Annotated in this window: 14 protein-coding genes; 7 read left to right on the top strand and 7 right to left on the bottom strand. The window is 61.8% G+C overall.

All coding sequences use genetic code 11. The annotated features are described in order from the left end of the window. Positions 1-13 precede the first annotated feature (13 nt). From QZR14_RS11495 to QZR14_RS11475, 5 genes are all read right to left on the bottom strand, one after another. On the bottom strand, positions 14-7837 hold the full coding sequence (locus tag QZR14_RS11495) for a non-ribosomal peptide synthetase (protein ID WP_311996605.1): 7824 nt from the start codon (positions 7835-7837) through the stop codon (positions 14-16). Then, positions 7834-11235 carry an amino acid adenylation domain-containing protein gene (locus QZR14_RS11490; protein WP_311996604.1) on the bottom strand — a complete coding sequence of 1134 codons (3402 nt, stop codon included), beginning with the start codon at positions 11233-11235 and terminating at the stop codon, positions 7834-7836. The genes QZR14_RS11495 and QZR14_RS11490 overlap by 4 nt, the downstream gene beginning before the upstream one ends. 178 nt (positions 11236-11413) lie before the next feature. Further along, positions 11414-12397: a TauD/TfdA family dioxygenase gene (locus QZR14_RS11485; protein ID WP_095111786.1), complete on the bottom strand. Its 984-nt coding sequence runs from the start codon at positions 12395-12397 to the stop codon at positions 11414-11416. 37 nt (positions 12398-12434) lie between these two features. After that, positions 12435-13175, bottom strand: a complete 741-nt coding sequence (locus QZR14_RS11480) for a thioesterase II family protein (protein ID WP_250604067.1) — start codon at positions 13173-13175, stop codon at positions 12435-12437. 72 nt (positions 13176-13247) lie between these two features. Then, the gene (locus QZR14_RS11475) at positions 13248-14420 is read right to left on the bottom strand and encodes an MFS transporter (RefSeq protein ID WP_311996603.1); all 1173 of its coding nucleotides are present in this window, start codon (positions 14418-14420) and stop codon (positions 13248-13250) included. A 263-nt stretch (positions 14421-14683) separates the two neighbouring features. On the opposite strand from QZR14_RS11475, the gene QZR14_RS11470 reads away from it, so the two are divergent. From QZR14_RS11470 to QZR14_RS11455, 4 genes are all read left to right on the top strand, one after another. Beyond that, a complete protein-coding gene (locus QZR14_RS11470; RefSeq protein ID WP_311996602.1) occupies positions 14684-15685 on the top strand; it encodes a family 2 encapsulin nanocompartment cargo protein terpene cyclase in 1002 nt (333 codons plus the stop codon). Positions 15686-15775: 90 nt separating this feature from the next. Next, positions 15776-16576 carry a glucose 1-dehydrogenase gene (locus QZR14_RS11465; RefSeq protein ID WP_311996601.1) on the top strand — a complete coding sequence of 267 codons (801 nt, stop codon included), beginning with the start codon at positions 15776-15778 and terminating at the stop codon, positions 16574-16576. Further along, on the top strand, positions 16569-18395 hold the full coding sequence (locus QZR14_RS11460) for a glycoside hydrolase family 15 protein (RefSeq protein ID WP_311996600.1): 1827 nt from the start codon (positions 16569-16571) through the stop codon (positions 18393-18395). Before QZR14_RS11465 ends, QZR14_RS11460 begins: the two co-directional genes overlap by 8 nt. 393 nt (positions 18396-18788) lie before the next feature. Continuing rightward, the gene (locus tag QZR14_RS11455) at positions 18789-19178 is read left to right on the top strand and encodes a hypothetical protein (protein ID WP_311996599.1); all 390 of its coding nucleotides are present in this window, start codon (positions 18789-18791) and stop codon (positions 19176-19178) included. Position 19179: 1 nt separating this feature from the next. Here QZR14_RS11455 and QZR14_RS11450 read toward each other — a convergent pair whose 3' ends face one another. Next, positions 19180-20163: a GlxA family transcriptional regulator gene (locus QZR14_RS11450; RefSeq protein WP_311996598.1), complete on the bottom strand. Its 984-nt coding sequence runs from the start codon at positions 20161-20163 to the stop codon at positions 19180-19182. A gap of 89 nt (positions 20164-20252) precedes the next feature. Between QZR14_RS11450 and inhA the strand changes: the two genes are divergently transcribed. The 3 genes from inhA (at position 20253) to QZR14_RS11435 (ending at position 23628) form a co-directional block, all read left to right on the top strand. Then, entirely contained in the window at positions 20253-20939 is a 687-nt protein-coding gene (gene inhA, locus QZR14_RS11445; RefSeq protein ID WP_311996597.1) for an isonitrile hydratase, read from the top strand. Positions 20940-21169: 230 nt separating this feature from the next. Then, positions 21170-21961, top strand: a complete 792-nt coding sequence (locus tag QZR14_RS11440) for a CPBP family intramembrane glutamic endopeptidase (protein ID WP_311996596.1) — start codon at positions 21170-21172, stop codon at positions 21959-21961. 101 nt (positions 21962-22062) lie between these two features. After that, positions 22063-23628, top strand: coding sequence for a methyl-accepting chemotaxis protein (locus tag QZR14_RS11435; protein WP_250604052.1), 1566 nt, complete (start codon positions 22063-22065; stop codon positions 23626-23628). A gap of 273 nt (positions 23629-23901) precedes the next feature. Here the strand turns inward: QZR14_RS11435 and QZR14_RS11430 are convergent, their stop codons facing one another. Continuing rightward, complete coding sequence (locus QZR14_RS11430; RefSeq protein ID WP_311996595.1) at positions 23902-24267, bottom strand: DUF6124 family protein; 366 nt, start codon at positions 24265-24267, stop codon at positions 23902-23904. Positions 24268-25276: the final 1009 nt, after the last annotated feature.

The raw sequence follows: 25276 nt of genomic DNA, 5'->3' as shown, positions 1-25276 counted from the left end.
GCGTTTTTCCCTCTCAAGAAATCAGTTTTTCCAGATCATCGAGGGATAGACGTTTGAGGGCCTCCAGGGATTTAGCCAATTCATCCTGAACGGGCGACATTTCGACGCGCAGGGCCTCGATTCGCGCACAGAACGCCTTGAGGGTATCGGTTTCGAACAGCTCCTTGAGCGGCACCTTGTCGCCCAGACGCTCCTTGATCCGGGTCACCACCAGCGTGGCCAGCAACGAGTGCCCGCCGCGCTGGAAGAAGTTGTCCGCGAGGCCCACCTGCTCAACCTCCAGCACTTCCTGCCAGATCGTCGCCACTTCCCACTGCAAATCGCTTTGCGGCGGTTGGTAATGCTGCTGCGTCGGGCCGTCACCCAACGCCATCAGTGCCTTGCGATCGAGCTTGCCGTTGGGGGTCAGCGGGATGGCGTCGACCAGGTGCAAGTGGCCCGGCACCATGTGCGCCGGCAAGCGACTGGCCAGGGCATTGCGCAAGCGTTCCGCCCACACCGTTTGATCGACCACTGCCTGCGCTGCCACCACGTAGGCGTGCAGGTGTTTTCCGGCGGCACCGTCCTGAGCGAGTACCACCGCTTCACGGATCTCGTCCTGCTCCAGCAGCCGCGCTTCGATTTCGCTGAGTTCGATACGGAAGCCGCGAATCTTCACCTGATGGTCGGCCCGGCCGATGTACTCGATGTTGTCGTCGTGGCCCTGGCGCACCAGATCGCCAGTGCGGTACAGGCGTTCGCCGTTGCTGGCGTACGGGTTCGGCACAAAACGTTCGGCGGTCAGTGCCGCGCGCAGCAGGTAACCCCGGGTCACACCGGCACCGCCCAGATACAACTCGGCGGGAACGCCACTCGGCAGCACTTGCAACTGGCTGTCGAGCAAATAGGCCTCGGTGTTCGGCAACGGCCGGCCGATGTTCGCCTGCCCCTGAGGTGTGCGCAGGGTGAAGGTCGAATAGGTGGTGTCTTCCGACGGCCCGTAGAGGTCGTAGACCTGCTGCACCGACGTGCTCGCGTACAACGTGTCGACCAGGCTTTGCTTGAGCGGTTCGCCGGCCAGATTGATGGTCGCCACCGAATGCGGAATCTGCCCGGCCCGTTGCAGCGCGGCAATCGCCGACGGCACCGTGTTGATCAGGGTGACCTGTTCGCGGGCCGGCAAATCGGCCAGCGCCAGCGCATTGTCCGCCAGCACCAGGCAACCACCGCAGGCCAGGGTGACAAAGATTTCCCAGACCGACAGGTCGAAGCAGATCGACGTCGACGCCAGCACGCCACGCAATTGTTCTTCGTGATAGACCCCGGCCGACCACTGAATCAGCGCCGACAGGTTGCCGTGGGTGATGGCTACGCCTTTCGGTTTTCCGGTGGAACCGGAGGTGTAGATGACGTACGCCAAGTTCTGCGCAGTGATATTCGCCAGCGGTGCGCTGGCCGGGAACGCGCTCAACGCACCCTCTTCCAGCAACAGAACCTGCGCACTCAGTGTCTCAGGCAACAGCGCCAGCGCGGCCGGCTCGGTGATCAGCACGGCGGCGCGGCTGTCATCAAGCATGTGCAGCAAGCGTTCCTGCGGGTAGTCCGGATCCAGCGGCACATACGCGCCACCGGCCTTGAGGATCGCCAACAGCGACACGAGCATGTCCGGCGTACGCCGCATGCACACCCCGACGCGCACCTCCGGTCCGACACCCAGTGCCTGCAGCTTGTGCGCCAGACGATTGGCCCGAGCATCGAGGCTTTGGTAATCGATCTGTTGTTCGGCGAACAGCACCGCGTGTGCTTGTGGCTGACGCTGCACTTGCACGGCGAGGTGTTCCAGCACCGTGCGCGCATCGGTTGCCGCGACGTCGGCCTTGCCCCAAGCAATGGCCTGTTGACGCTGCGGTTCTGCGAGCAATTGCAGGGCACCGAGCGACTGTGTGGCATCGGCGAGGAACTGCGTCAGCAGGCTCTCCAGTTGCGCGCTCAAACCGCTGATTGCGGTTGCATCGAAACTGGCCCGGTCGTAACTGATCCCCAGGCTCAGCGCACGCCCGGTGACCGCCACCAGCGTCAATGGGTAGTTGGTCTGTTCCTGACGACGAATTGCCGAGAACGTCAGACCGGTGGCCGGGCCTTGTTGCAGCGCTTCGGCCATCGGGTAGTTTTCGAACACCAGAATGCTGTCGAACAACGCGCCGTTACCCGCACCGGCCCAACGCTGAATGTCGTATAGCGGCGTGTGCTCGTGTTCACGCAGGGCCAGATTGACGTCCTGTACCTGTTGCAGCCACTGGCTGACGACGATCTCGGCGGACGGCGCCGCGACCACCGGCAAGGTGTTGATGAACAGACCGATCTGCTGCTCGACGCCCGGCAAATCCGTCGGACGCCCGGCGACGGTCGCGCCGAAGGCCACATGGTCCTGACCGGTATAACGCTGCAACAGCACCAGCCACGCCGCTTGCACCAAGGTGTTGAGGGTAACTTTCTGCTCGCGGGCGAAGCGGTTCAAGTCCGCCGTCAAGGTTTCGCTGAATACGTGCTCGTGATCGGCGTAACCCTCAGCCAGCTGTTGCCCGCCCGACAAGGCACTGGCCAGACGCGTCGGCTCATCAAGATCAGCGAGGGCCGCCGTCCAGAAATCACGGCTGGCCTGCTGATCGCGCTGGCCCAGCCATTCGATGTAATCGCGGTAGCGCCCTTGCCCGACCGCCGGGGTCATGCCGGCATAACGCTGCAGCACTTCGCCGAACAGCTGCGAGGTACTCCAGCCGTCCATAAGGATGTGATGGCAGGTGTAGATCAGGTGATGCGTGGCCTCGTCGGTGCGCACCAGCGTCACCCGCAACAGCGGCGCGCCGGTCAGGTCGAACCCGCTGGCGAGGTCGTCGCCGGCCAGTTGCTCCAGCGCCGTGTCGAGGTCTGCACGACCGCGCCAATCCTGCACGCGCCATGGCATCTGCGCACTTTGACGCACCACTTGTACTGCGGCGGCAGCGTCTTGTGGCCAGACAAATGCGGTGCGCAGGATCTCGTGGGCATCAACGGTTTGCTGCCAGGCTAGACGGAAGCGCTCGGCGTCGAGTTGTTGCACATCCACACGCAATTGATTGGTGTAGGCCGGGCTGTCCGGATCGTTGACGCTGTGGAACAGAATGCCCTGCTGCATCGGTGACAGCGGATAGAGGTCGACGATGTCGCGGGCCGGGATCGGCAGCGCCGAGAGCTGGGCCTGGGTCAGCGTTGCCAGACTGAAGTCCGACGGCGTCACAGCCGCCTCACCACTGTCGCAGCAATGTTCGATCAAACGCTCCAGCTCGCGACGATAGGCTTCGGCCAGCGCCGCGACGGTTTCTGCGCGGTACATGCCGGTGCCGAAGGTCCAGGTCAATTCCAGCTCACCGCCGTAGACCTGACCGTCAACGCTCAGCCAGTTACCCAGCGGCGCGGCCGCGTCCTGATTGGCGCCGGTGCTTTCACCGCTCGGCACGAACAACGCGCCAGCGTCGGCATTGAATGCGCCGTCGAACTGGCCGAGGTAGTTGAAGGTTACGCGCGGCTGCGGCAATGCCTGCAACTCGGCGGATCGGCTCAGATAACGCAGCACACCAAAACCGATGCCCTTGCCCGGCACCGCACGCAGTTGTTCCTTGATCGCGCACAGCGACGCACCCGGCGTCGATTCAGGCGTCAGGCGTACCGGGAACAAGCTACTGAACCAGCCCACGGTGCGGCTCAGGTCGATGTCGTCGAACAGATCTTCGCGACCATGTCCTTCGAGTTGTATCAGTACCGAAGGCTGTTCGCTCCAGTCGCACAACACCCGCGCCAATGCCGTCAGCAACAGGTCGTTGATCTGCGTGCGATACGCCGCTGGCGCCACTTTCAGCAGCTTGTGGGTCAGCGCCTGACTCAAGCGCGTGCTGGCCCGGGCTGCTTGAGCGCGGGTCTGGGTGTCCTGCGGGAAGTCCCGTGGCAGTTGCGCGTCGCCCGCCTCCAGGGTTTGCCGCCAGTAAGCGCTTTCAACGGCCAGCGCTTCGCTCTGCCCGTAACGCTGCAGATGCTCGGCCCAGCTGTGCAGCGAGCTGCTTTTGCCCGGCAGAACCAGCGGCGTACCTGCCGCCAACGCGGTGTAAGCGTGCTGCAGATCTTCCAGCAGAATGCGCCACGACACCCCGTCGACCACCAGGTGATGGATGACCAGCAACAGGCGTTGTTCAGCATTCGGCAGGTTCACCAACACCGCTCGCACCAAGTGCCCTTGTTGCAGATTCAGACTGCGCTGGGCCACATCGGCCAATGCCGGCAAGGCGTCCAGGCTGTCCAGCTCACGCACCCACACCAGCTCTGGATCACGCTGAGCCTGCGGCATTGCCTGCCACACGTCGGCGGATGCCTGGAAGTTCAGCGCCAATGCGTCGTGCTGTTCGATCAGCGCGGCCAGCGCTGTGCGCAGATGCGCGGCGTCGAGCGGTGTGGTCGGCTGCAACATCACCGACTGGTTCCAGTGCTGACGCTGGGCAATCGCGGTTTCGAAGAACCGTGCCTGAATCGGCAACAATGGCAACGGCCCGCGAGTGGCCGGTGCCGCCGCGACGGGTTTGGCTTCGATCAGCTTGGCCACCGCTGCCAGTTGGCCGATGGTCTGTTTTTCGAACAGTTGCTTGGGGCTCAGCTTGATGCCCTGGCGTTTGGCTCGGGCAATGATCTGCAGGCTGAGGATCGAATCGCCGCCCAGTTCGAAGAAGTTGTCACTGCTGCCCACCCGCTCAAGCTTGAGCACATCGGCCCAGATCGCCGCGAGTTTCTCTTCGACTTCACCTTGCGGCGCGACGAAGCGCTGAGTGACCACGCCCGGCACCGGCAAGGCACGTTTGTCGAGCTTGCCGTTGGCGGTCAGCGGCAGTGTTTCCAGCAGCACGATCTGCGCCGGCACCATGTAATCCGGCAGGCACGCCTGCAATTGCTCGCGCAGCGCCTGCGCCTGCAAGGTCAGACCCGCCGCCGGCACGCACCACGCCACCAGTTGCAGACGCGTCGGGTCGTCATCCAGTGCCAGCGCCAGCACCGCCGCTTCGCTTACACCGTCCAGGCCGAGCAACACCCGCGCGACTTCCGCCGGTTCCACGCGATAACCGCGCACCTTGACCTGATCGTCGGCACGGCCGATGAACTCCACCGTTTGCTGACGATTGCGTCGCACCCGATCACCGCTGCGATAGACCCGCGCACCCGGCGCACCGAACGGGTCCGGCAGGAAGCGCTCGGCGGTCAGCCCCGGCTGATTGAGGTAGCCCAGCGCGACGCTGTCGCCACCGATATACAACTCGCCAGCCACCTGATCGGCAACGTTGTTCAGCACATCGTCGAGCACGTAAACGTGAGCGCCGGCCAGCGCGATACCGACCGGTACGCTGCGCGTCAGGCTCAGATCACCGACTTCATGGGCCAGCACGCCCACCGTGGTTTCACTCGGTCCATAGTGGTTGATGAGGCGGCAGCCCGGTTTGAGCTGGCGCACGCGCTCGACCAGCGCCGGCGAGCACGCTTCACCGCCAACGATCAGCGCGTGTTCCGGCAGCACGTCCGCCGGCCGCGCGACCTGCAACAGCGCCGCCAGATGGCCGGGAACGATTTTCAGCATGCCCACTTGATGGGTGGCCATGTACTCGGCAAAGCGGTCCGGATCGAAGCCCAATTCTTCCGGCAAAACATGCAACAAGCGCCCGGAACACAGCGCGCCGAACAGCACGGTAAAACCAAGGTCAGCGGCGATGGTCGAGACCAGCGCCATGCTGCTGTCCACCGTCGGCGCCATCCGCTCCAGCACACCACGCACATAACTGCCCAGCGCGCCGTGGCTGACCAGCACGCCTTTCGGTTGCCCGGTGGAACCGGAGGTGTGAATCACATACGCCGGTGATTGCGCGCACAGCGTCACGGCGGGGCAAGTGTCCGGCATGGAATGCCACTGCAACGCTGCAAAGGCGATGCCCTGACAGCCATCGACCGCCAGCGCGGAGACACGCGCATCGCCTTCGGCGCACAACAGCAGCCGTGCTTTCGCAGCGCCGAGCATCTGCTGCAACCGCGCGTCCGGCGCTTTGACGTCCAGCGGCATGTACACCGCGCCCGCCTTGAAGATCGCCAGCACACAGGTCAGCCAGTCCAGCGAACGCTCCATCAGCACCGCTACCGGTTGGCCGTCGCGCACGCCTTGGGCGCGCAGATGATGGGCCAGCCGATTGGCCGCCTGATCCAGCGCCTGATAACTCAAGGCCTGATTCAGGTCGCGCGCGGCCAGTGCTTCGGGCTGGCGGGCGACTTCCCGATCCCAGTGCTGCAACACCGACAACGCAGGCTGCAAAGGTGCCGGGAGCGGCGCTGGTGAGATCGGCGCAACGCTGTGCAACGGCGCTTGCGGCGCTTTCAGCAACGCGCTGAACAAACCAAGCAGTGCCGGCACGAACGCTTCCACGGTCTGCGCACGATAGAGATCACTGGCATAGGTCATCTGGCCATGAATCAGCGTGCCGTCATCGGTAATGTCCAGCGCCAGATCGAAGTGGGTGCCGTCCTTGTCCAGCGGATATTCGGCAACCGTCAGCCCCGGCAGAGCCATCGCGCGCTGTTTCTGCATGCCGACATTCTGGTTGAACTTGGCCTGGAACAGCGGGTTGTGGCCAAGGGTGCGCTCAGCGACCAACTCGTCCACCAGTTGCTCGAACGGCAACTCCTGATGCGCCTGGGCACCGAACGCGGCTTCACGTACACGCGCCAGCAAATCTTCAAAACTGCCGCGCTCATCCACCTCGCAGCGCAGCACTTGGGTGTTGACGAAAAAGCCGATCAGCCCTTCGACTTCAGCACGGCCACGGTTGGCATTCGGCACGCCGACACGAATGTCGCGCTGCCCGGCCTGCCGCGACAGAAACAGCGAGAACCCGGCCAGCACCAGCATGAACAGACTGATGCCTTGACTGCGGGCAAACGCATTGAGCTGCAGGGACAGCGGCGCACCGAAATCAAAACTCAGGGTCTGGCCTTCGAAGCTTTGCGTCAGTGGCCGGCTAAAGTCCGGCGCCACTTCCAGCAGCGGATGTTCTTCACCCAGTTGCTGGCGCCAGTAATCGAGTTGACGCTCGCCCTCGCCGGCTTCCAGCCAGCGACGCTGCCAGATCGCATAGTCGGCGTATTGCAGGGGCAGCGCCGGCAATTGCGGCTCACGTGCCAGGCTGAAGGCCTGATAGCACTGGACGAATTCCTTGACCATCACGTCCATCGACCAGCCGTCAGAGACGATGTGGTGCATGCTCACCACCAGCACGAATTCCTCGTCGGCCAAGGCAAACAGACTCGCGCGCAGCAGCGGCCCGTGACGCAAATCGAAAGGCCTTGCGGTGACGGTCTGGACCTGCAGCGCCAACGCTTGCTCGCGCTCTGCTGTCGGCAAATCCGTCAGGTCGATGCGCTCCACGGTCAGCGGTTGCTGCGCCAGAATCACCTGATGCGGTTGATCGCCGTCAGTCTGGAACACCGTGCGCAGCACTTCATGGCGCGCCAGCAGATGATCGAAGGAACACTGCAGCGCCGCTTCGTCGAGGCGCCCGTTCAGACGCAGGCCGGCGGCCATGTTGTAGGCGGCGCTGTGCGGTTCAAGTTGCCAGAGAAACAGCAGCCGCTGCTGAGCGAACGACAACGGAATCGGCGCGACATCGTGCCGACTGACCGGCAGCGGCAACAGGCTGAAGTCCTTGCCGTCTGCGCGCAGCTTGGCCAGAAACAGCCGTCGCTGCTCCAGCGGCAAGCCGACGAACCTTTTCGCGATGCGCTCCGCCATAGTGCCGCTCATACTTCCTCTCCTTCCAAAGCATTGATGAACTGATCCATGTCGGACCAGTCGTCGTCCGTTGCGCTGTCAGCCAGTTGCGCCAGCACCCCCGCCAGTTCACCCAGCAGCGGTTTTTCGAACAGGCTGCGCAGCGGCAACACCACGCCCAATCGGGTTTTGATGCGCGCGATCACTTGCGCCGCCAGCAACGAATGGCCGCCCAGTTCAAAGAAGTGATCATCCAGACCGACCTGCGCCACTTGCAGAACCTCTGCCCAGATCTGCGCCAGTTGTTGTTCGGTATCGGTTTGCGGCGGGCGATAGTCGCCTTGCAGCTGACTCGGATCCGGTGCCGGCAACGCCTTGCGATCGAGCTTGCCGCTGGGTGTCAGCGGCAGGTTCGCCAGCAACAGCAAATGGCCCGGCACCATGTAGTCCGGCAAATGGGCTTGCAGGGCAGCGCGAATTTGCTGACGGAACGCCGCTTGCGTCGCGGCGTTTTCGAGCGTGGCCTGATCGGCGACTACGTAGGCCACCAGTTGCTGGCCGCCACTGAGCGGCACCGCCAGCACCACGGCTTCGCGAACGCCAGGGCATTGCTGCAGGCGCGACTCGATTTCGCCCAGCTCGATGCGGAAACCGCGAATCTTCACTTGATGATCGACCCGACCGATGTACTCCACGGCACCATCGGCGCGCAGTCGGGCACGGTCGCCGGTGCGGTACAGGCGCTGGCCATCGGCAAACGGGTCGGCGATAAAACGCTCGGCGCTGAGCATCGGCTGGCGGTGATAACCCCGCGCCAGGCCCGGACCACCGATGTACAACTCGCCCACCGCGCCTTGCGGCAGCAGGTTCAAATCATCGTCCAGCACGTACAAACGCCGCGCGCCGAGACCATGGCCGATCGGGATGCCGCGCCACGACACGGCATCCGCCGTCAGCGCCGTGCAATCATGAATGGTCGAGACCACGGTGGCCTCGGTCGGCCCGTAGGTATTGAGCAAGCGCACATGGCCCAAACCGGCCTGTTGCCACAGGCGCAAACCGTCCACCGCCATCGCCTCGCCGCCGACGTGAATCTGCCGTAACGCCGCGAATCCGCCCGGGGGATTGGCGGCATATTCCTGCACCAGCCAGTACCAGTAGGCGGCCGGCAAGTCGGCCAAGGTGATGCCGTGATCGACAATCACTTGATGCAACGCCGCGCTGTCCCACAACCGCGCATCGCGCAGGACGACTGCGGCGCCATGGCACAACGGTGGGAAAAACTGCTCGACGAAACCGTCAAAGCTGCTGGTGGCGAACTGCAGAACGCGATCGCCTTCGCGCAGATCGCTGTAATCAATGGCGCGGGCGATGAACTCGCTCAGCGCGCCGTGGCTGACCGCGACGCCTTTAGGGCGCCCGGTGGAACCGGAGGTGTAAATCACATAGGCGAGGTTTTGCGCGGCGACCGTCACAGGCAGATTGTCGGCAGGATCACTGTCGGCCAGTTGCTCCAGGCACAGGCAATCGACGTCATCCAGATCCGGCAGGCTGGCGAGGCTGGCGTGATCGCTCAGCAACAGTTTCAAGCCACTGTCATCAAGCACATGGCGCAAGCGTTCGGCCGGGGTTTGTGGATCCAGAGGCACGTAAGCGCCGCCAGCCTTGAGCACCGCCAGCAGCGCCACTGCCAATTCCAGCGAGCGCCCCAGCGCCACGCCGACCAGCACGTCAGGGCCTACACCCCGAGCGCGCAACTGATGGGCCAAACGATTGCTGCGGCTGTTCAACTCGGCATAGCTGAGTGACGGCGACGGCTCGCTCGCCAGAATCACTGCCGATGCCTGTGGCGTGCGCGCTACTTGCGCTTCGAACAGGGTCTGCACGCTAGCGAAAACAGGTTCTGCCTCGGTGGCCTGGATCAGTTGCGCACGTTCGGCCGCCGCCAGCAGCTCGACTTCGCCGACGATTTGCTGCGGATCGCGGCACACGGAGGCGAGGATATTGCGCCAATGCCCGGCCATCGCGGCGATGGTCGCGGCATCGAAAATATCGGTGGCGTAAGTGAACGCCGCGAACAACTGCTCGCCCTCCTCGCGGGTGTCGAGCATCAGGTCACTGGTGGCGGCATGTTGGCGACCGCTGCCGGCCAGTTGCGCTTCCGTCAAATAGCCCACCTGCAAACCCGACTTCAGTTGCACATCGTGCAAATCGGTCACCAGCGGCTGGTGGTTGAACATCACCTGGAACAACGGATTGTGGCTTTGGCTGCGCGCCGGTTGCAGGGCTTCGATCAAAGCGTCGAACGGCAGATCCTGATGAACCTGAGCACCGAGCGCGGCCTGACGCAGGTTCTGCAACAGATCGGCAAAACGGGTCTGCGCAGTGACTTCGCTGCGCAGGATCTGCGTGTTGACGAAGAAGCCGATCAGCCCTTCGGTTTCGCTGCGCGTGCGGTTGGCAATCAGCCCGCCAACGCGGATGTCGGTCTGACCGCTGTAGCGATGCAGCAACGTTTTGAACGCTGCCAACAACACCACGAACAGCGTCACGCCCTGACGCTGGGCAAGGCTTTTCAGCTCTTGGCGCAGCGCTGCATCGATGACCGTTTCCAGGCGCGCGCCCTGATGGCTGGATTGCGCCGGATAGGCACGATCGGTCGGCAGTTCAAGCAGCGGATGCTCGTCGCCAAGTTGTGCGCGCCAGTAATCCAGCTGCCGCTCGCGCTCACCGGCCTCCAGCCAACTGCGTTGCCACAGGGCGTAATCGCGGTAGTGCACGGTCAGCGTCGGCAACGATAGCTCGCGCCCCGCCACCAGAGCGTCGTAAGTGCGCATGAATTCATCAATGAGAATGTTCATCGACCAGCCATCGGCGATGATGTGGTGCAAGGTCAGCAGCAACACATGCTCCTGCTCGGCCAGACGCAACAGGCGCAGGCTGAGCAGCGGGCCGTTCTCCAGATCGAAGGCCTGACCGGCCTCCGCCATCATGTGCTGCTGCGCCAGCGGCCAGCGCTGGGCTTCAGGCAATGCACTGAGATCGGTGATCGGCAGTTTCAACGGCTGCGGTGCGGCGACGCGCTGGAACGCGCGCTCACCTTCCTGACCGAACGTGGTACGCAAGCACTCGTGCCGCGCCGCCAGCAGACTGAACGCCTGCTCCAGCGCCTGCACATGCAGATCGCCGGTCAGGCGCACCGCCATCGGCAAGTTGTATGCGGCACTGTGCGGGTCCAGTTGCCAGAGAAACCACATCCGCTGCTGGGCATACGAAAGCCCGTCTCGCTCGGCGATCCCGTCACAGGCAGTCATGGGCAGCTGCGCAAAATCGATGCCCTCACGGGCCATGCCGGCGAGGAACAAACGACGTTTGTCCTGTGGCAGTTCGATAAAGCGACGGGCTAGTTTCTGGGCGTCTGCGGCATTCATGCATGGGGTCCTTGCTGATCGGCGGCGTGACCAGGAGACCCGGTCGTATCAACAAGAACGAATGACAAACGCGATGATTTAGCGCGCTGACGCAACAGCGGCTCGACGGTAGACACACAAATGCCGAAGCCGGTACGAGACCGGCTTCGGCAGCTTTACCAACAGGCGCGGAGTTGGCTCAGAGCGGGCCCTGTGAATGCCCCTCGGCCATGGCAACAATCACTTTGCGCGGTCCCTCGAATGGCGAACGCGCGTGCGCCGAGAGCATGTTGTCGAGCATCAGCACATCACCTTCCTGCCAGGGGAAACTGATCGCGCATTCATCGAGTACCGCACGAATCTGCGCCAACACCTCATCTTCAATCGCCGAGCCATCGCCGTAATAGACGTTACGCGGCAAGTCCTCTTCGTCGACGATGTCCAGCAGGCTTTCGCGCACTTCCGCTTGCAGGTTGGAAATGTGGAACAGGTGCGCCTGATTGAACCAGACGTTGTCGCCGGTCACCGGATGCACCGCCACCGCCTGACAGGTCTGGCGGGTGCGCAATTCACCGTCGTCCTTCCATTCGCAGACGATGCCGTGAGCCTTGCAGTAGGCTTCGACAACTTCGCGATCTTCGGTGTTGAACACATCTTCCCAGGCCACATCCAACCCGTTGCCAAAGTTGCGCACATACATCAGCCCTTTGCTGACGAAGCGCTCGCGAATCGCCGCCGGAATGCGCCGATAGACTTCACGGCTGTCGGCAATCGGCGTCTCGCCACCCGACTTCGCGGCGATCATGCTGTAGAACCAGATCTTCATCGGCCAGTCGCGGGAATAGGCCTGCTCGTTATGCAGCGGAATGCTCTGGTGCGCCGGGTATTCGGTAGAGGTGTACACGCCCTGCGTCACGTTGGTGCGCGGCGTCGAACCGAATTCATAGTTCAACAGCGGATGGCCGAAACTGGCGGCGAACTGACGGAACTGCTCGGCACCGTTCAACCGAAAGCCACGGAATAGCACCCCACCGTCGCGCAGCAGGTGTTCGTCCACCAATTCTTTCAATTCATCGAACACCGCCAACAGGTCAGTGTCCGCATCGGTCGCTTCCACCAACAACGGCAAGCGCCCCCGTTGCGGCAAGAGTGGCCGAACGGAAAATCCCACAGCAACAGCCATGACTGGCCTCCTGTAATCACTCGATAGGTGAACCGCGCTAAAAGGCCGGCGCCACTGCCTGCGCATGCCGGCGGTGATGGACTTCCAGATGGGTCTTGATCGTGCGAATGACCCGCGCTTCATGCTCATGGATGAAGAAATGCCCACCGGTCATCATGTCCACGGAAAAGCTGCCCAGGGTTTCCTTGCTCCATCCGATCAGTTGTTCGGTGGTCGCGCGGTCTTCCTTGCCGCCCAGCACGTGCACCGGGCAATTGAGCAACGGCCGCTGCGCCGGCGTGAAGCGCCCGCACATCATGAAGTCGGCGCGCAGCACCGGCAGCGTCAGGCTCATCAGTTCTTTGTTGGCCAATACTTCTTCGCTGGTGCCCTGAAAGGTGCGCAGTTGCTCGATCAATTCTTCATCGCTGCGCGCATCGGCAAAGCCGCGATCGTAGTCACTGCGCATCGTCGGCGCGGCCGTGCCGGAAGCGAACAATGCGACCGGCTCCGGCACTCCGAGCTCGCGCAAGGCATGTGCCATCTCGCACGCCAGCAGCGCGCCGAGGCTATGTCCGAACAGCGCGTAAGGTGTCTGCAAGCCGGGCTTGTGCTCGCCGGCCAATTGCCGGGCCAGCGCGCGCATGTCGATTTGCAGGGGTTCGTCGAAACGGGCACCGCGCCCGGGCAATTCCACCGGTTGCAGGTGCAGCCACGACGGCAGTTGGCGCCGCCAGCGGCTGTAGACCATGGCGCTGGCGCCCGAATAGGGCAGGCACAGCAGTGTCAGCTTTGTCACCGCGTTTACCTCAATAGGGTTATCTGTAAAAGAGAACGGATGAGGTGACGCGGGAATTAGTCGGTGAGCCGATCACTTCAGATGACGGAAACTCTGCACCGCCGATGCGAGGACTACCGCCCCGGCAGCAATCGCCAGCCAGAAACCGCTGCGCGCGCCGAAGGCATCGACCAGCGCACCGGCGCCGGCAGCCCCCACCGCCACGCCGATACTCAAACCGGTCACCAGCCAGGTCAGGCCTTCGGTGAGTTTGGCCGGCGGCACAATGCGTTCGATCAACGCCATCGCCACAATCAGCGTCGGTGAGAAGAACAGCCCGGCGACGAACACCGCCACCGACAATCCAACAATATTGCTCGCCAGCAACAGCGGCAATGTGGTCACCGCCGTCGCCACCCCACCGTACAAAAACAGCCTCGGCAACGGCAGCTTCGAGCGCATCGCACCGAACGCGATACCGGACAGGAAAGAACCGATGCCGTACACCGACAACACGATACTCGCCGCCGCCGGTTGCCCTTGTTGCTGGGCGAACGCGACGCTGACCACATCGATCACACCGACGATGACGCCCATGGCGGTCATCAACAACAGCAGCCATTGCATGTCCGTGGAGCGAATGATCGAGCCTTGATGGTGTGGCTCATGCGGATGCACCGAAGGCTCGGTGCTGCGCTGTGCAACAAACGCGGTGACGCCGACCGCCAGCATCAACAGCCCCGCCATCGGTCCGGCCTCGGGAAACAGCGTCACGCACATCCCCACCGACAGCGGTGCACCGACGATAAAGCAGACTTCATCAAGCACCGACTCCAGCGCATAAGCCGTCTGTAACTGCGGCTGGCCGCGATAGATCTCCGTCCAGCGCGCCCGCACCATCGCCGACATGCTCGGCATACAGCCGGCCAGCGCGGCGAAGATAAACAGCGTCCAGTTCGGCGCCTGCAACCGCGTGCACAGCAACAACAGCAGCAGTGCCCCGCCGCCGATCAGTGCCGATACCGGCAGAATGCGTCGCTGACCATAGCGGTCGACCAGACGCGATACCTGCGGCGCGCAAAACGCCGTGGCCAGGGCAAAAGTTGCCGCCACCGCGCCGGCCAGCGCATACCCGCCCTTCAACTGCGAGAGCATGGTGATCACGCCGATGCCGGTCATGGAGATCGGCATGCGCGCGATCATCCCGGCCAGCACAAAATTCCGTGCGCCGGGGGCGTTGAACAATTCGCGGTAGGGGTTAGCCATGGACTGCAGCCTCATCAAGGGCCGCCAAGTTGCCATAGGGTCGGGTGGCGTGGAAGCAGGGAATTGTTGGTGGAATGTGAAGGTGTGAAGCCCAAGGACCTTTCGCTGAACAGGTGACTCTGCCGCCCCAGCGAGCCTGCCGGTGGCAACCGACCAGACCGAAAGATACCTCCGTCGGATTCTGGGTCGACGACGACCGTCTGTCGCAAAGCGCACAGACCTGTCAGGTTTGACAGGTGCCTTTTTTCGCCAATCGGACTCTGATGATCCTGCGCTCAACCGCGAAGGAATCGTCGATGCAATCGCCCTGGACCGTCCCGCCACTGTATGGACTTGCACCTTTCAGAGTCGACCCCGCTCTGGCCGCAGCAGTGGAGGAACGCCTTATGCCGTGGATCGAGCAGGTCGGGATTTTTCCAGGCCAGCACAAAAAAGTGCGCGCCATGGACTTCGGCCGCTTCGCCATGCTGTGTCATACCGACACGGATGATCCGGATCGTCTGTTGCTGGCGGCGCAATGTTTTGCCGCCCTGTTCGCCGTGGATGATTACTACTGTGATGATGAGAGAAGCGGATCTGAACCGAAAATGGTCGGCCCGCGCCTGTCCGTGGCGCTGGCGGCACTGGAACCGGTTTACTTGAGCGAACGGTTCCGCCCCGGCCTCGAGCAGGCATTGAACAGCGATCCGGTATTGGTCGCTCTGCGCGCCTATCTGACGCGGGTCGAGGCCCTCGCTACACCGGCACAGGTCGCGCGCGTACGCCATGAAATCGTCGCCATGTTCGTGACCATGAGCGCCGAAGCGGCTTGGCGCACCGAAGGTCTCACGCCAGCGCTTTGGGAATATCTGGCCCACCGTCAGGTCAACAGTTTCCTGCCGTGCCTGTCGTTGATCGACATCATCGGGGGCTACGAACTCCCCGCGAATGTGTATAGCGCACCGGGAGTGCGACGCGTCACGGCACTGGCCGCCAGCGCGACGATGATTGCCAATGATCTCTTTTCGGCGCTGAAGGAACAGCAGGCCGGGATCGGTGATTTCAACCTGCCCTCACTGTTGATCCGTGAACAGCAAGGCTCGCCCGAGCAAGCAATGGCGCATAGTGCTGCCATTCACGACGAAATCATGCATTTGTACGAGGCCGCAGAACAGGCCGTACTGCCGCACGCATCAGCGCCGCTCAAACGTTACCTGTGCGGAATCAAGAGCTGGCTGGCCGGCAATGTGGAATGGCATCGCACCAGTGGGCGTTATCAGCTCTGAAGCTGTCGATCTTTTCATGATCGCGAGATGAACTCTCGTCGCCGCCTGTCAGTCAGCTAAATAAGCCCACGACCCAAGGCGCGACTTTGCATGCACATCTCCCTCGCCCGACAAACAGCCCTGATCACCGGCGCCAGCTCCGGCATTGGCCAGGCGTGCGCCAAAGCCCTGGCCGCTGCCGGCGCGGCAGTGGTCATCAACTACAACCGCCAGGCAGAACCTGCCGAAGCACTGGCCCGGCAAATCATCGCTGACGGTGGGCAGGCCATCGCCATTCGCGCTGATGTCTCCAAGGAAGACGAGGTGGAGCAACTGTTCTCGGCGACCATCGATGCCTTCGGTTCGCTGGATATTCTGGTGGCCAACTCGGGTATGCAAAAAGACGCCGCCGTTGTGGATATGTCACTGGACGACTGGAACACGGTGATTGGCGTCAACCTCACCGGACAGTTCCTCTGCGCCCGCGCTGCCCTGCGGATTTTCAATCGCCAGGGCGTTCGCGAAGGTGTATCGCGCGCGGCCGGCAAGATCATCCACATGAGTTCGGTGCACCAGCGCATTCCCTGGGCCGGGCACGTCAATTACGCCGCGTCCAAGGGTGGCGTCGATCAGTTGATGCAGACCCTCGCGCAGGAAGTCAGCCACCAACGCATTCGTATCAACGGCGTCGCGCCGGGGGCGATTCGCACGGCGATCAATCAAGATGCTACAGAAGGCGCAGCCGGCGAGAAGCTGCTTGATCTGATTCCCTACGGGCGCATCGGCGACGCGGAAGACGTCGCCAACGCCGTGGTGTTTCTCGCCTCGGATGCCTCCGATTACATCGTTGGCACCACCCTGTTCATCGACGGCGGCATGAGCCTCTATCCGGAGTTTCGCGGCAATGGCTGAGCATCACCTGGAACGACAAAGCCCGATCGACGCCCACGGCATCATCGGCGACATGCGCAGTGCGGCACTGGTCAACGACCGGGGCAGCGTGGATTTTTTCTGCTGGCCGGAGTTCGACAGTCCATCGATTTTCTGTTCGTTGCTGGACACCCCGGACGCGGGGATTTTCCAGTTGGCGCCGGACTTGCCCGACGCCCGCCGCGAACAGATTTACCTGCCCGACACCAACGTTCTGCAAACCCGCTGGCTGAGTGAACGCGCCGTCGTCGAAGTCACCGATCTGCTGCCGGTGGCGGACAACGCCGATGACCTGCCACTGTTGATTCGTCGGGTGCGCGTGGTCAGCGGCGAAGCGACTTTCACGATGCGCTGCGCCGTGCGCCACGATTACGCCCGAGCCGACACCCGAGCTCAGATGGATCAACAAGACGTGACATTTAGCGCTTCCGGCCAACCGTCACTGCGCCTGGCTTCGGACCAGCCGATGCAGATCGACGCGCAAGCGGCGGTGGCACAATTCACGCTCAAGCAAAATGAAACGGCGGCGTTCATGCTCGGGGCGACCGATGATCCACGATTCGCCGAAGGCGCCGGACACTTGTGCATGGAACGCACATTGAAGTTCTGGCGCGACTGGATCGGCCAGTCGATTTACCGCGGGCGCTGGCGGGAAATGGTCCATCGCTCCGCCCTCGCCCTCAAGCTGCTGACCTCGCGCAAACACGGCGCGATTCTCGCGGCCGCCACCTTCGGTCTGCCGGAAACGCCGGGCGGCGAGCGCAACTGGGATTACCGTTACACGTGGATCCGTGATGCCTCGTTCACGGTGTATGCCTTTATGCGCCTGGGTTTTGTCGGCGAAGCCAATGACTACATGCGCTGGTTGCGCGGACGGGTCAGCGATTGCTGCGGCAAGCCGATGAAGTTGAACATTCTCTACGCCATCGATGGCCGTCAGGAATTACCGGAAACCGAACTTGATCACTTGTCGGGACACGGCGACGCAAAACCGGTGCGCATCGGCAACGGCGCGTACGACCAGGTCCAGCTCGACATCTTTGGCGAGTTGATGGACGCCGTGTATCTGGTCAACAAATACGGCGACGCAATTTCCCACGAAGGTTGGCAACACGTGCGCGAAGTGGTCGATCAAGTCTGCGAGACCTGGCAGACCAAGGACGTCGGCATCTGGGAAATGCGCGGCGAGCAACACCACTTTCTGCATTCGCGGCTGATGTGCTGGGTGGCGCTGGACCGGGCCATTCGACTGGCTTCGAAGCGCTCGCTGCCGGCACCGTTTGCGCAATGGGACACAACCCGGCAGGCAATCTACGCGGATATCTGGGACAACTTCTGGGATGAAGAACGCGGGCACTTCGTCCAGTACAAGGGCGGCACGGCGCTGGATGGCTCGATGTTGTTGATGCCGTTGGTGCGCTTCGTCAGCGCCAAGGATCCGCGCTGGCTCTCCACTCTTGAGGCGATCGAAAAGACCCTGGTGCGCGACGGCATGGTTTACCGCTATCGCAATGACGACAGCAATATCGATGGCCTGGCCGGCACCGAAGGCGCCTTCGCCGCATGTTCGTTCTGGTATGTCGAATGTCTGGCTCGCGCCGGGCAAATTGAAAAAGCGCATCTGGAGTTTGAGCAATTGCTGCGTTATGCCAATCCGCTGGGCCTTTACGCCGAAGAATTCGATGCCCATGGCCGGCACTTGGGCAACACCCCGCAGGCCTTGACGCATCTGGCGTTGATCAGCGCGGCGAGTTTTCTCGATCGCAAGTTGAGTGGGGAAAAGAGTTATTGGCAGCCGTAATTGTCACCAAGCTCTGTAGGAAATAGTCCGCATCAACAGCCAATTGTAGGACTGACACCTACGCAAAAGCAGGCTCACTCCCACCCCCTATGGCGAGGGAGCTTGCTCTCGCCGGGTCGCGAAGCGGCCCTGAAACCTGCCTCCCCAATCCCATTGAAGCACCGGGTTGCCTGACTTTGCGTCTGCTGCGCAGCCGAGCGGGAGCAAGCCCCTTGCCACAGTTTTCACTCGCCAGAAGACTACAAGCGGTCAACATTCTCTGACCCGTGCATGCGCTGCAACTCGCAGTCACACCCGGTAATACCCTGTTGCCAGCTGTTACATCCACCCCTACCATCCACCGCAACGGGCACAGCGGAGCTGTCCAATAAAACCCGAATTCAAGGAACCAGAATGACCCAGCATGTCCACCGCACCATCGACACGCCCCTTCGTAGCGGCCTGACCCGCGACCAACTCTGGGAAGCCGCGGACAAAGGCCTGATCAAATGCTGGGAAATCGGCCGCCAGCGCGCCACCCGCTTCCCCGACCTCGCGCAAAAATGCCTCGCCGGCGAACTGCCCGTGCTCGGCTGGAAAGGCGGCGTCAGTCGCAGCCTGAAGAAAAACGAAAAATATGGCTCGCTGAAGTATCTGGCGCAGTGGCAAGGCTTGCGCGGTGAGGATCTGGATATTGCTTTGAGTGAAGAGCGTTCGCTGACGTGCTCGCGGACGAAGATGCGGGTGACGTTTACCCCGGATCGGAGCAAGTATTTCAATCAGGTGGCGGAAGCCGAGGTTTAACTCAAGGCATTACTGGATCTGTAGCAGCGCTGACCGAAAACCGCTCCCGATAAGCCTGCGGCGTTACGCCAATCGCTCGCAGAAAACTTCGGCGCAACGTCTCTTCACTGCCAAACCCGCAATTGGCGGCGATGCGTTTGACCGGCAAACCTGTGTCACTGAGCAATCGCCGGGCGGTTTCGACGCGGATCAATTCAATCGCCCGCGCCGGGGTCTGGCCGGTGTCGGCGCGGTAGTGGCGGACAAAACTGCGTTCGCTCATGCCGGCCTGCTCGGCCAGGGTCGGAACGCCGAGGTCGCAAGTGAGATTCTCGGCGATCCACGCGTGCAGTTCATCAAAGCGATTGCCCTGATTCTGCAACGACAAAGTCACGCTGAATTGCGATTGCCCGCCCGGGCGTTTGAGGAACACCACCAGATGGCGGGCGACGTCCAGGGCGATGTCGCTGCCCAGATCCTCTTCAACCATCGCCAGCGCCAGATCGATGCCAGCGGTGACCCCCGCCGAGGTCCAGACCGGGCCGTCGTTGATGAAAATCGGATTGGCCTCGACGTGCAAATTCGGATGTTGCTGTGCCAGTTGCTCGCAACGGGTCCAGTGGGTAACCACGCGGCGGCCATCGAGCCAGCCACTGGCCGCCAGCAAAAAAGCCCCTGTGCACACCGAGGCCACGCGTCGGCATTTCGCTCCATGTTCGCGTACCCAATCCACCAGAAGCACGTCTTCAGCGGCAGGATAAATGCCCCAGCCACCGGCGATGATCAACGTATCGCTGGGCGCTTCTGGCAACGGTTCGGCTAATACCGCCAGACCCGCCGAGGACATCACCGCCCCGCCGCCGCTGGCAATCACGCTCGGCGCGTACGGGATCGGCAAACCGCGCTGGCGGGCGATGTCGTTGGCCGAAGCAAACACCTGCAACGGCCCGGTGACGTCGAGAATCTGCATGTTGGCAAACGCGAGGACATGAATGGTTTTGGGCATTTGGCGTAATTCGTGGGGATATTGGCGTATGCGCCAGAACCTACGCGCCTACAGTGAAGCCGTCCACCCCTTTTCATGGAGCAAGAACAATGACGCTGCAGATCGGTTTTCTGTTGTTCCCGCAAGTTCAGCAACTCGACCTGACCGGACCGTACGACGTACTCGCCTCGTTGCCGGGCGTGCAGGTGCATCTGATCTGGAAAGATTTGATGCCGGTTACCGCCAGTACCGGTCTGTTGCTGAAGCCGACGACCACGTTCGAGGATTGCCCGGCTCTTGATGTGATCTGCATTCCCGGTGGCGGCGGTGTCGGGCCGTTGATGGAAGACGCGCAGACGCTGGGCTTCATCAAACGCCAGGCCCTTCAGGCGAAGTACGTGACATCGGTGTGCACCGGCTCGCTGGTACTCGGCGCGGCGGGTCTGCTGCAAGGCAAACACGCGACCACGCATTGGGCGTATCACGATCTGCTGCCAACACTGGGCGCGATCGCGGTGAAGGATCGGGTGGTGCGTGACGGCAATCTGTTTACCGGTGGCGGGATTACGGCGGGGATTGATTTCGCCTTGGTGCTGGCGGCGGAATTGTTCGATGCCGACACGGCGCAACTGGTGCAGTTGCAGCTGGAATATGCGCCAGCGCCGCCGTTCAACTCGGGCAGCCCGGAGACTGCGCCGAGTGCGATTGTCGATGAGGCTCGCCTGCGTGCCGCGCCATCGCTGAAGCTGCGCACGGAAATCACCGAGCGTGCGGCCGCGAAACTTAACTTGCACTGATTCCCAGCCATCCACAAAACCCTGTGGGAGCTGGCTTGCCAGCGATAGCGGTGGACCAGTCTATAAAGATGTCGGCTGAACAGGCCTCATCGCTGGCAAGCCAGCTCTCACAGGTAACGGGGTTGACCACAGGTTTGTTTGTCGTCCCCACATCCCGCCTCACCTTCACTTGTCCCCCGCCGCTCGTCCGTGTAGAAAGCCCTTCCACAAAATTTGCACAGGGACTTTCGATGAAGGCTTTGCCATGGCTCTATCTGGCGCTTCTCAGCCTCGGTTATGGATGGGCGCTGAGTTATGGCCACCTCGGCTGGCTGGCGCTGATTTCCATTGGGCTGTTGGTGTTCGCCGGTTTTGCGGTGCGCCAACAACAGGTGCCGGTCGCACGTTTTCTAGGCCATGGTCTGTTTATCGTGCTGGCCGTGGCACTGGCGCTGCACTGGCTGCCGGGCTTCGCCAACGGTAGAGCGATTGATCCGCAGCGCTTCACCGACAACGCCGTGCCGTTCGCGATGTACCTGAATCTCGACAAACCGCTGGTTGGTTTCTGGCTGTTGCTGGTGTGCCCGTGGATTGTCGGGCGACGTTCGTTGCGCCTGAGCGTGTACGCCACCGCCCTCGCCCTGACCTTGTGCGCGGTTCTCGCTCTCGGCGGCGCGCTGTTGCTGGGCGTGATCGCCTGGGCACCGAAGTGGCCGGATCAGGCGTGGTTGTGGGTGCTGAACAATCTGCTGCTGGTGACCTTGGTCGAGGAAGCGCTGTTTCGCGGATATATACAGGGCGGTCTGAGTCAGCGCTTCAAACACCTGCCTTACGGCGAAAACCTCGCCCTGCTGTTGGCCTCGTTGCTGTTTGGCCTGGTGCACGCAGGCGCAGGCTGGACCTGGGTGTCACTGGCGGGTCTGGCGGGTGTCGGCTATGGTCTGGCCTACCGTTTTGGCGGGCTCGGCGCGGCGATCGCCACGCATTTCGGGCTGAACCTGCTGCACTTCGGCCTGTTCACTTATCCGATGCTCGCTGGCTGAAGCAAGCGCCGTTTTGCGACGCTGTGCTGATTATTGAAAAAAAATTTCAATAAAAAGCTGTCACCGCCGACAACCTTTCAAAGCCTTGCGGATTGAAAAACATGCGTAACAACCAGCCCATTACACAACGCGAACGGACTTTCCCGGCTCAGCAGCGGTTGATTTCCACAACCGATGCCAAGGGCGTGATCACCTACTGCAACGACGCTTTCGTCGAAATCAGCGGGTTTTCGCGTGAAGAACTGATCCGTGCGCCGCACAACCTGGTCCGTCACCCAGACGTTCCGGCGGCGGTGTTTTCGCACATGTGGGGCACACTGAAACAAGGCTTGCCATGGATGGGCATTGTCAAGAATCGCTGCAAATCCGGTGACCACTACTGGGTGAACGCCTACGTGACTCCGGTGTTCGATGGCAGTCAGGTGATCGGTTACGAGTCGGTGCGGATCAAACCCACCGCCGAACAGATCCGCCGTGCCGAAGCGCTCTACCAACGCATCAACCAAGGCAAGTCGGCGATCCCTTCCAGCGATAAATGGCTGCCAGTGCTTCAGGACTGGCTGCCGTTCATTCTGGTCAGCCAACTGAGCTTCGTGATCGGCGCGACCCTCAACTCGCACTGGGGCTTCGCCCTCGCGGCCGGTTTGTCGGTGCCACTGGGCCTGATGGGCCTGCAATGGCAGCAACGCGGGCTCAAGCGCCTGCTGCGCCTGGCCGAACAGACCACCTCCGACCCGCTGATCGCACAAATGTACACCGACAGCCGTGGCGCCCAGGCGCGTCTGGAAATGTCCATCCTCAGCCAGGAAGCGCGCCTGAAAACCTGCCTGACCCGTCTGCAGGACACCGCCGAACACTTGACCGATCAGGCCAAGCAGTCCGACCGACTGGCACACAGCAGCTCGACCGGCCTGGAACGTCAGCGGGTGGAAACCGAACAGGTCGCCACCGCCGTCAACCAGATGGCCGCGACGACTCAGGAAGTGGCGAGCCACGTACAGCGCACTGCTGACGCCACCCAGGAAGCCAATCGCCTGACCGGTCGCGGTCGTGACATCGCTGGGGAAACCCGCGAAGCCATCCAGCGTTTGTCCGTGGTCGTCGGCGAAACCGGCCTGACCGTTACCCAACTGGCCAAGGACAGCGACGAAATCGGCGGCGTGGTGGATGTGATCAAAGGCATCGCCGACCAGACCAACCTGCTCGCACTGAACGCTGCGATTGAAGCCGCGCGTGCCGGCGAAATGGGCCGTGGTTTCGCGGTAGTGGCCGATGAAGTTCGCCAACTGGCGCAACGCACCAGCGAATCGACCGGGCAGATTCATGCCCTGATCGCCAAGTTGCAGCAGACAGCTTCAAGCGCCGTGCAAACCATGGAAGCCGGGCATCGTCAGGCCGAAGAAGGTGTGGCGCGGGTACTGGAGGCGGATCAGGCACTGGTCGGGATCAGTGAAGCGGTGGCCAACATCACCGACATGACCACGCAAATTGCTGCAGCGACGGAAGAGCAAAGTGCGGTGGCTGAAGAGATCAGCCGCAACATCAGCAATATTTCGGAACTGGCGGATCAGACCTCCGAGCAGGCGCATAACTCGGCGTTGTTGAGTGAAGAACTGACGAAGACGGCGAATACGCAGTACTCGTTGGTGGAGCGGTTTAACCGCTAAAAGCAAAAGATCGCAGCCTTCGGCAGCGCCTACAGGAACATGCATTCCAATGTAGGAGCTGCCGAAGGCTGCGATCCTTTGATCTTCAAAGCCCGGACGGCGAAAGCTTCCGGGTTTTTTGTTGCTTGTCTGAAAGTGATGGTGCTTGGCAGAGCGCTTTCGCGAGCAGGCTCGCTCCCACTTTGGAACGTAGTGGGATCACAGATTTGTGTCCGACGACAATCCCCTGTGGGAGCGAGCCTGCTCGCGATGAGGCAATAACAGCCAGCGAAATTATTGAGGCAACTTCAGCTTATCCAGCAGCCGATTAACCAACAATTCGTTGAGCATGATCACCTGTTGCAGCGCCAGCAGCGGTTTGCGCTCCGGGCCGCCAATTGAGTTGGCGATATTACCGGCCATGGCATGGGCGTATGAAAGCGACTCGCTCGCCTCGACCAGCAGGGTTTCGTCATCCAGCGTGGGATCAACGAGATAGACGGGGCGAAACTTGGGCGAGCTTGGCGGGGCCGCCAGGTCTTCGGGTTTGAGGTAGTAGTCGAGGGCGCGGTCGGTTGCTTCTTTGATCTTTTGCGGGCTGAGCGCGGGGTCGTGAGGGATTGGGTCTGTGGGGGGTGGATTTGGTGTGATTTTGAACATAGATAAAGCTCCAATTTGAAAAAACGGGAGCCATCACCCTCGCTACCAAACGGCGGGTGGCGGCCATGCGCGGGTTGGTAGACCGGTCAAATTGGGTAACCCGGCGCTCACAGAGGAGCCCCACGCATGCCCACCATACAAAGCCATATCTCAAAAAAGGAGACAGCATCGACGGTGTCGCAACAACGACAATTTAAGGCGGGCTACCAAACCCGATCACTGATTTGCAGTGACAGGCAAACGATATAGCCCGGCCTATAGCCGCGTAAGCCGGCGAATTCTGGCGTACGCGTAGGTAACGGCGCAAGGTGTTGTAGGCCCGATGGCGTAACGGGTTGTGTGATTTAAACGTGCTTGCAGGATTGCGTTTACTGACAGAAAAATCCGCAAATGCCCTGTTCTTTTGATGGTGTCTGTCAGAACGCTTTCGCAAGCAGGCTCGCTCCCACATTTGGACCGGGTGCATCAGTAAGGGATTGGTCGGCTGTCAGGCCGCCATCGCTGGCAGGCCAGCTCCCACAATGGGTTGAGTGCATTCAGTTAGAGATTGGTTGGATGTCAGGCCGCCATCGCGAGCAGGCTCACTCCTACAGTTGGGTTGGGTGCATCAGTAAGAGATTGGTCGGCTGTCAGGCCGCCATCGCTGGCAGGCCAGTTCCCACAGAAAAGCAAAAGCAGGAGCAGCGCCCACCTAACATCGCTTCTGCTCCTCACCACTCAACAGGATGAGCGTTAGCTCGGCTGCAGCTCTTGATCTTGACCCACGGGCGACGTCGGAAGGCTGAGTGGAGGGATTGATCCGGGGGTGGGAGCGCAGCGACCGTTTGGCGAAGCCAAACACAGCGAGAGGAGGTGCAGCGAAGCAAACCGTAGGCGCTGCGCCCGGATCAATCCCGGAGCGAAGGAACCCCGAGCCTCAGCGAGCGGGCCGCACGTAGGAGCAAGCGTTTTTTTGCTTACTTTTTTTAGGCGTTTCCGGTTTGTAAAAAAAGTGAGTCGCCGTAAGAGC

The organism is Pseudomonas sp. rhizo66, assembly GCF_031931925.1.
GTDB lineage: Bacteria > Pseudomonadota > Gammaproteobacteria > Pseudomonadales > Pseudomonadaceae > Aquipseudomonas.
This window is presented reverse-complemented; position numbering and strand designations above follow the sequence as displayed.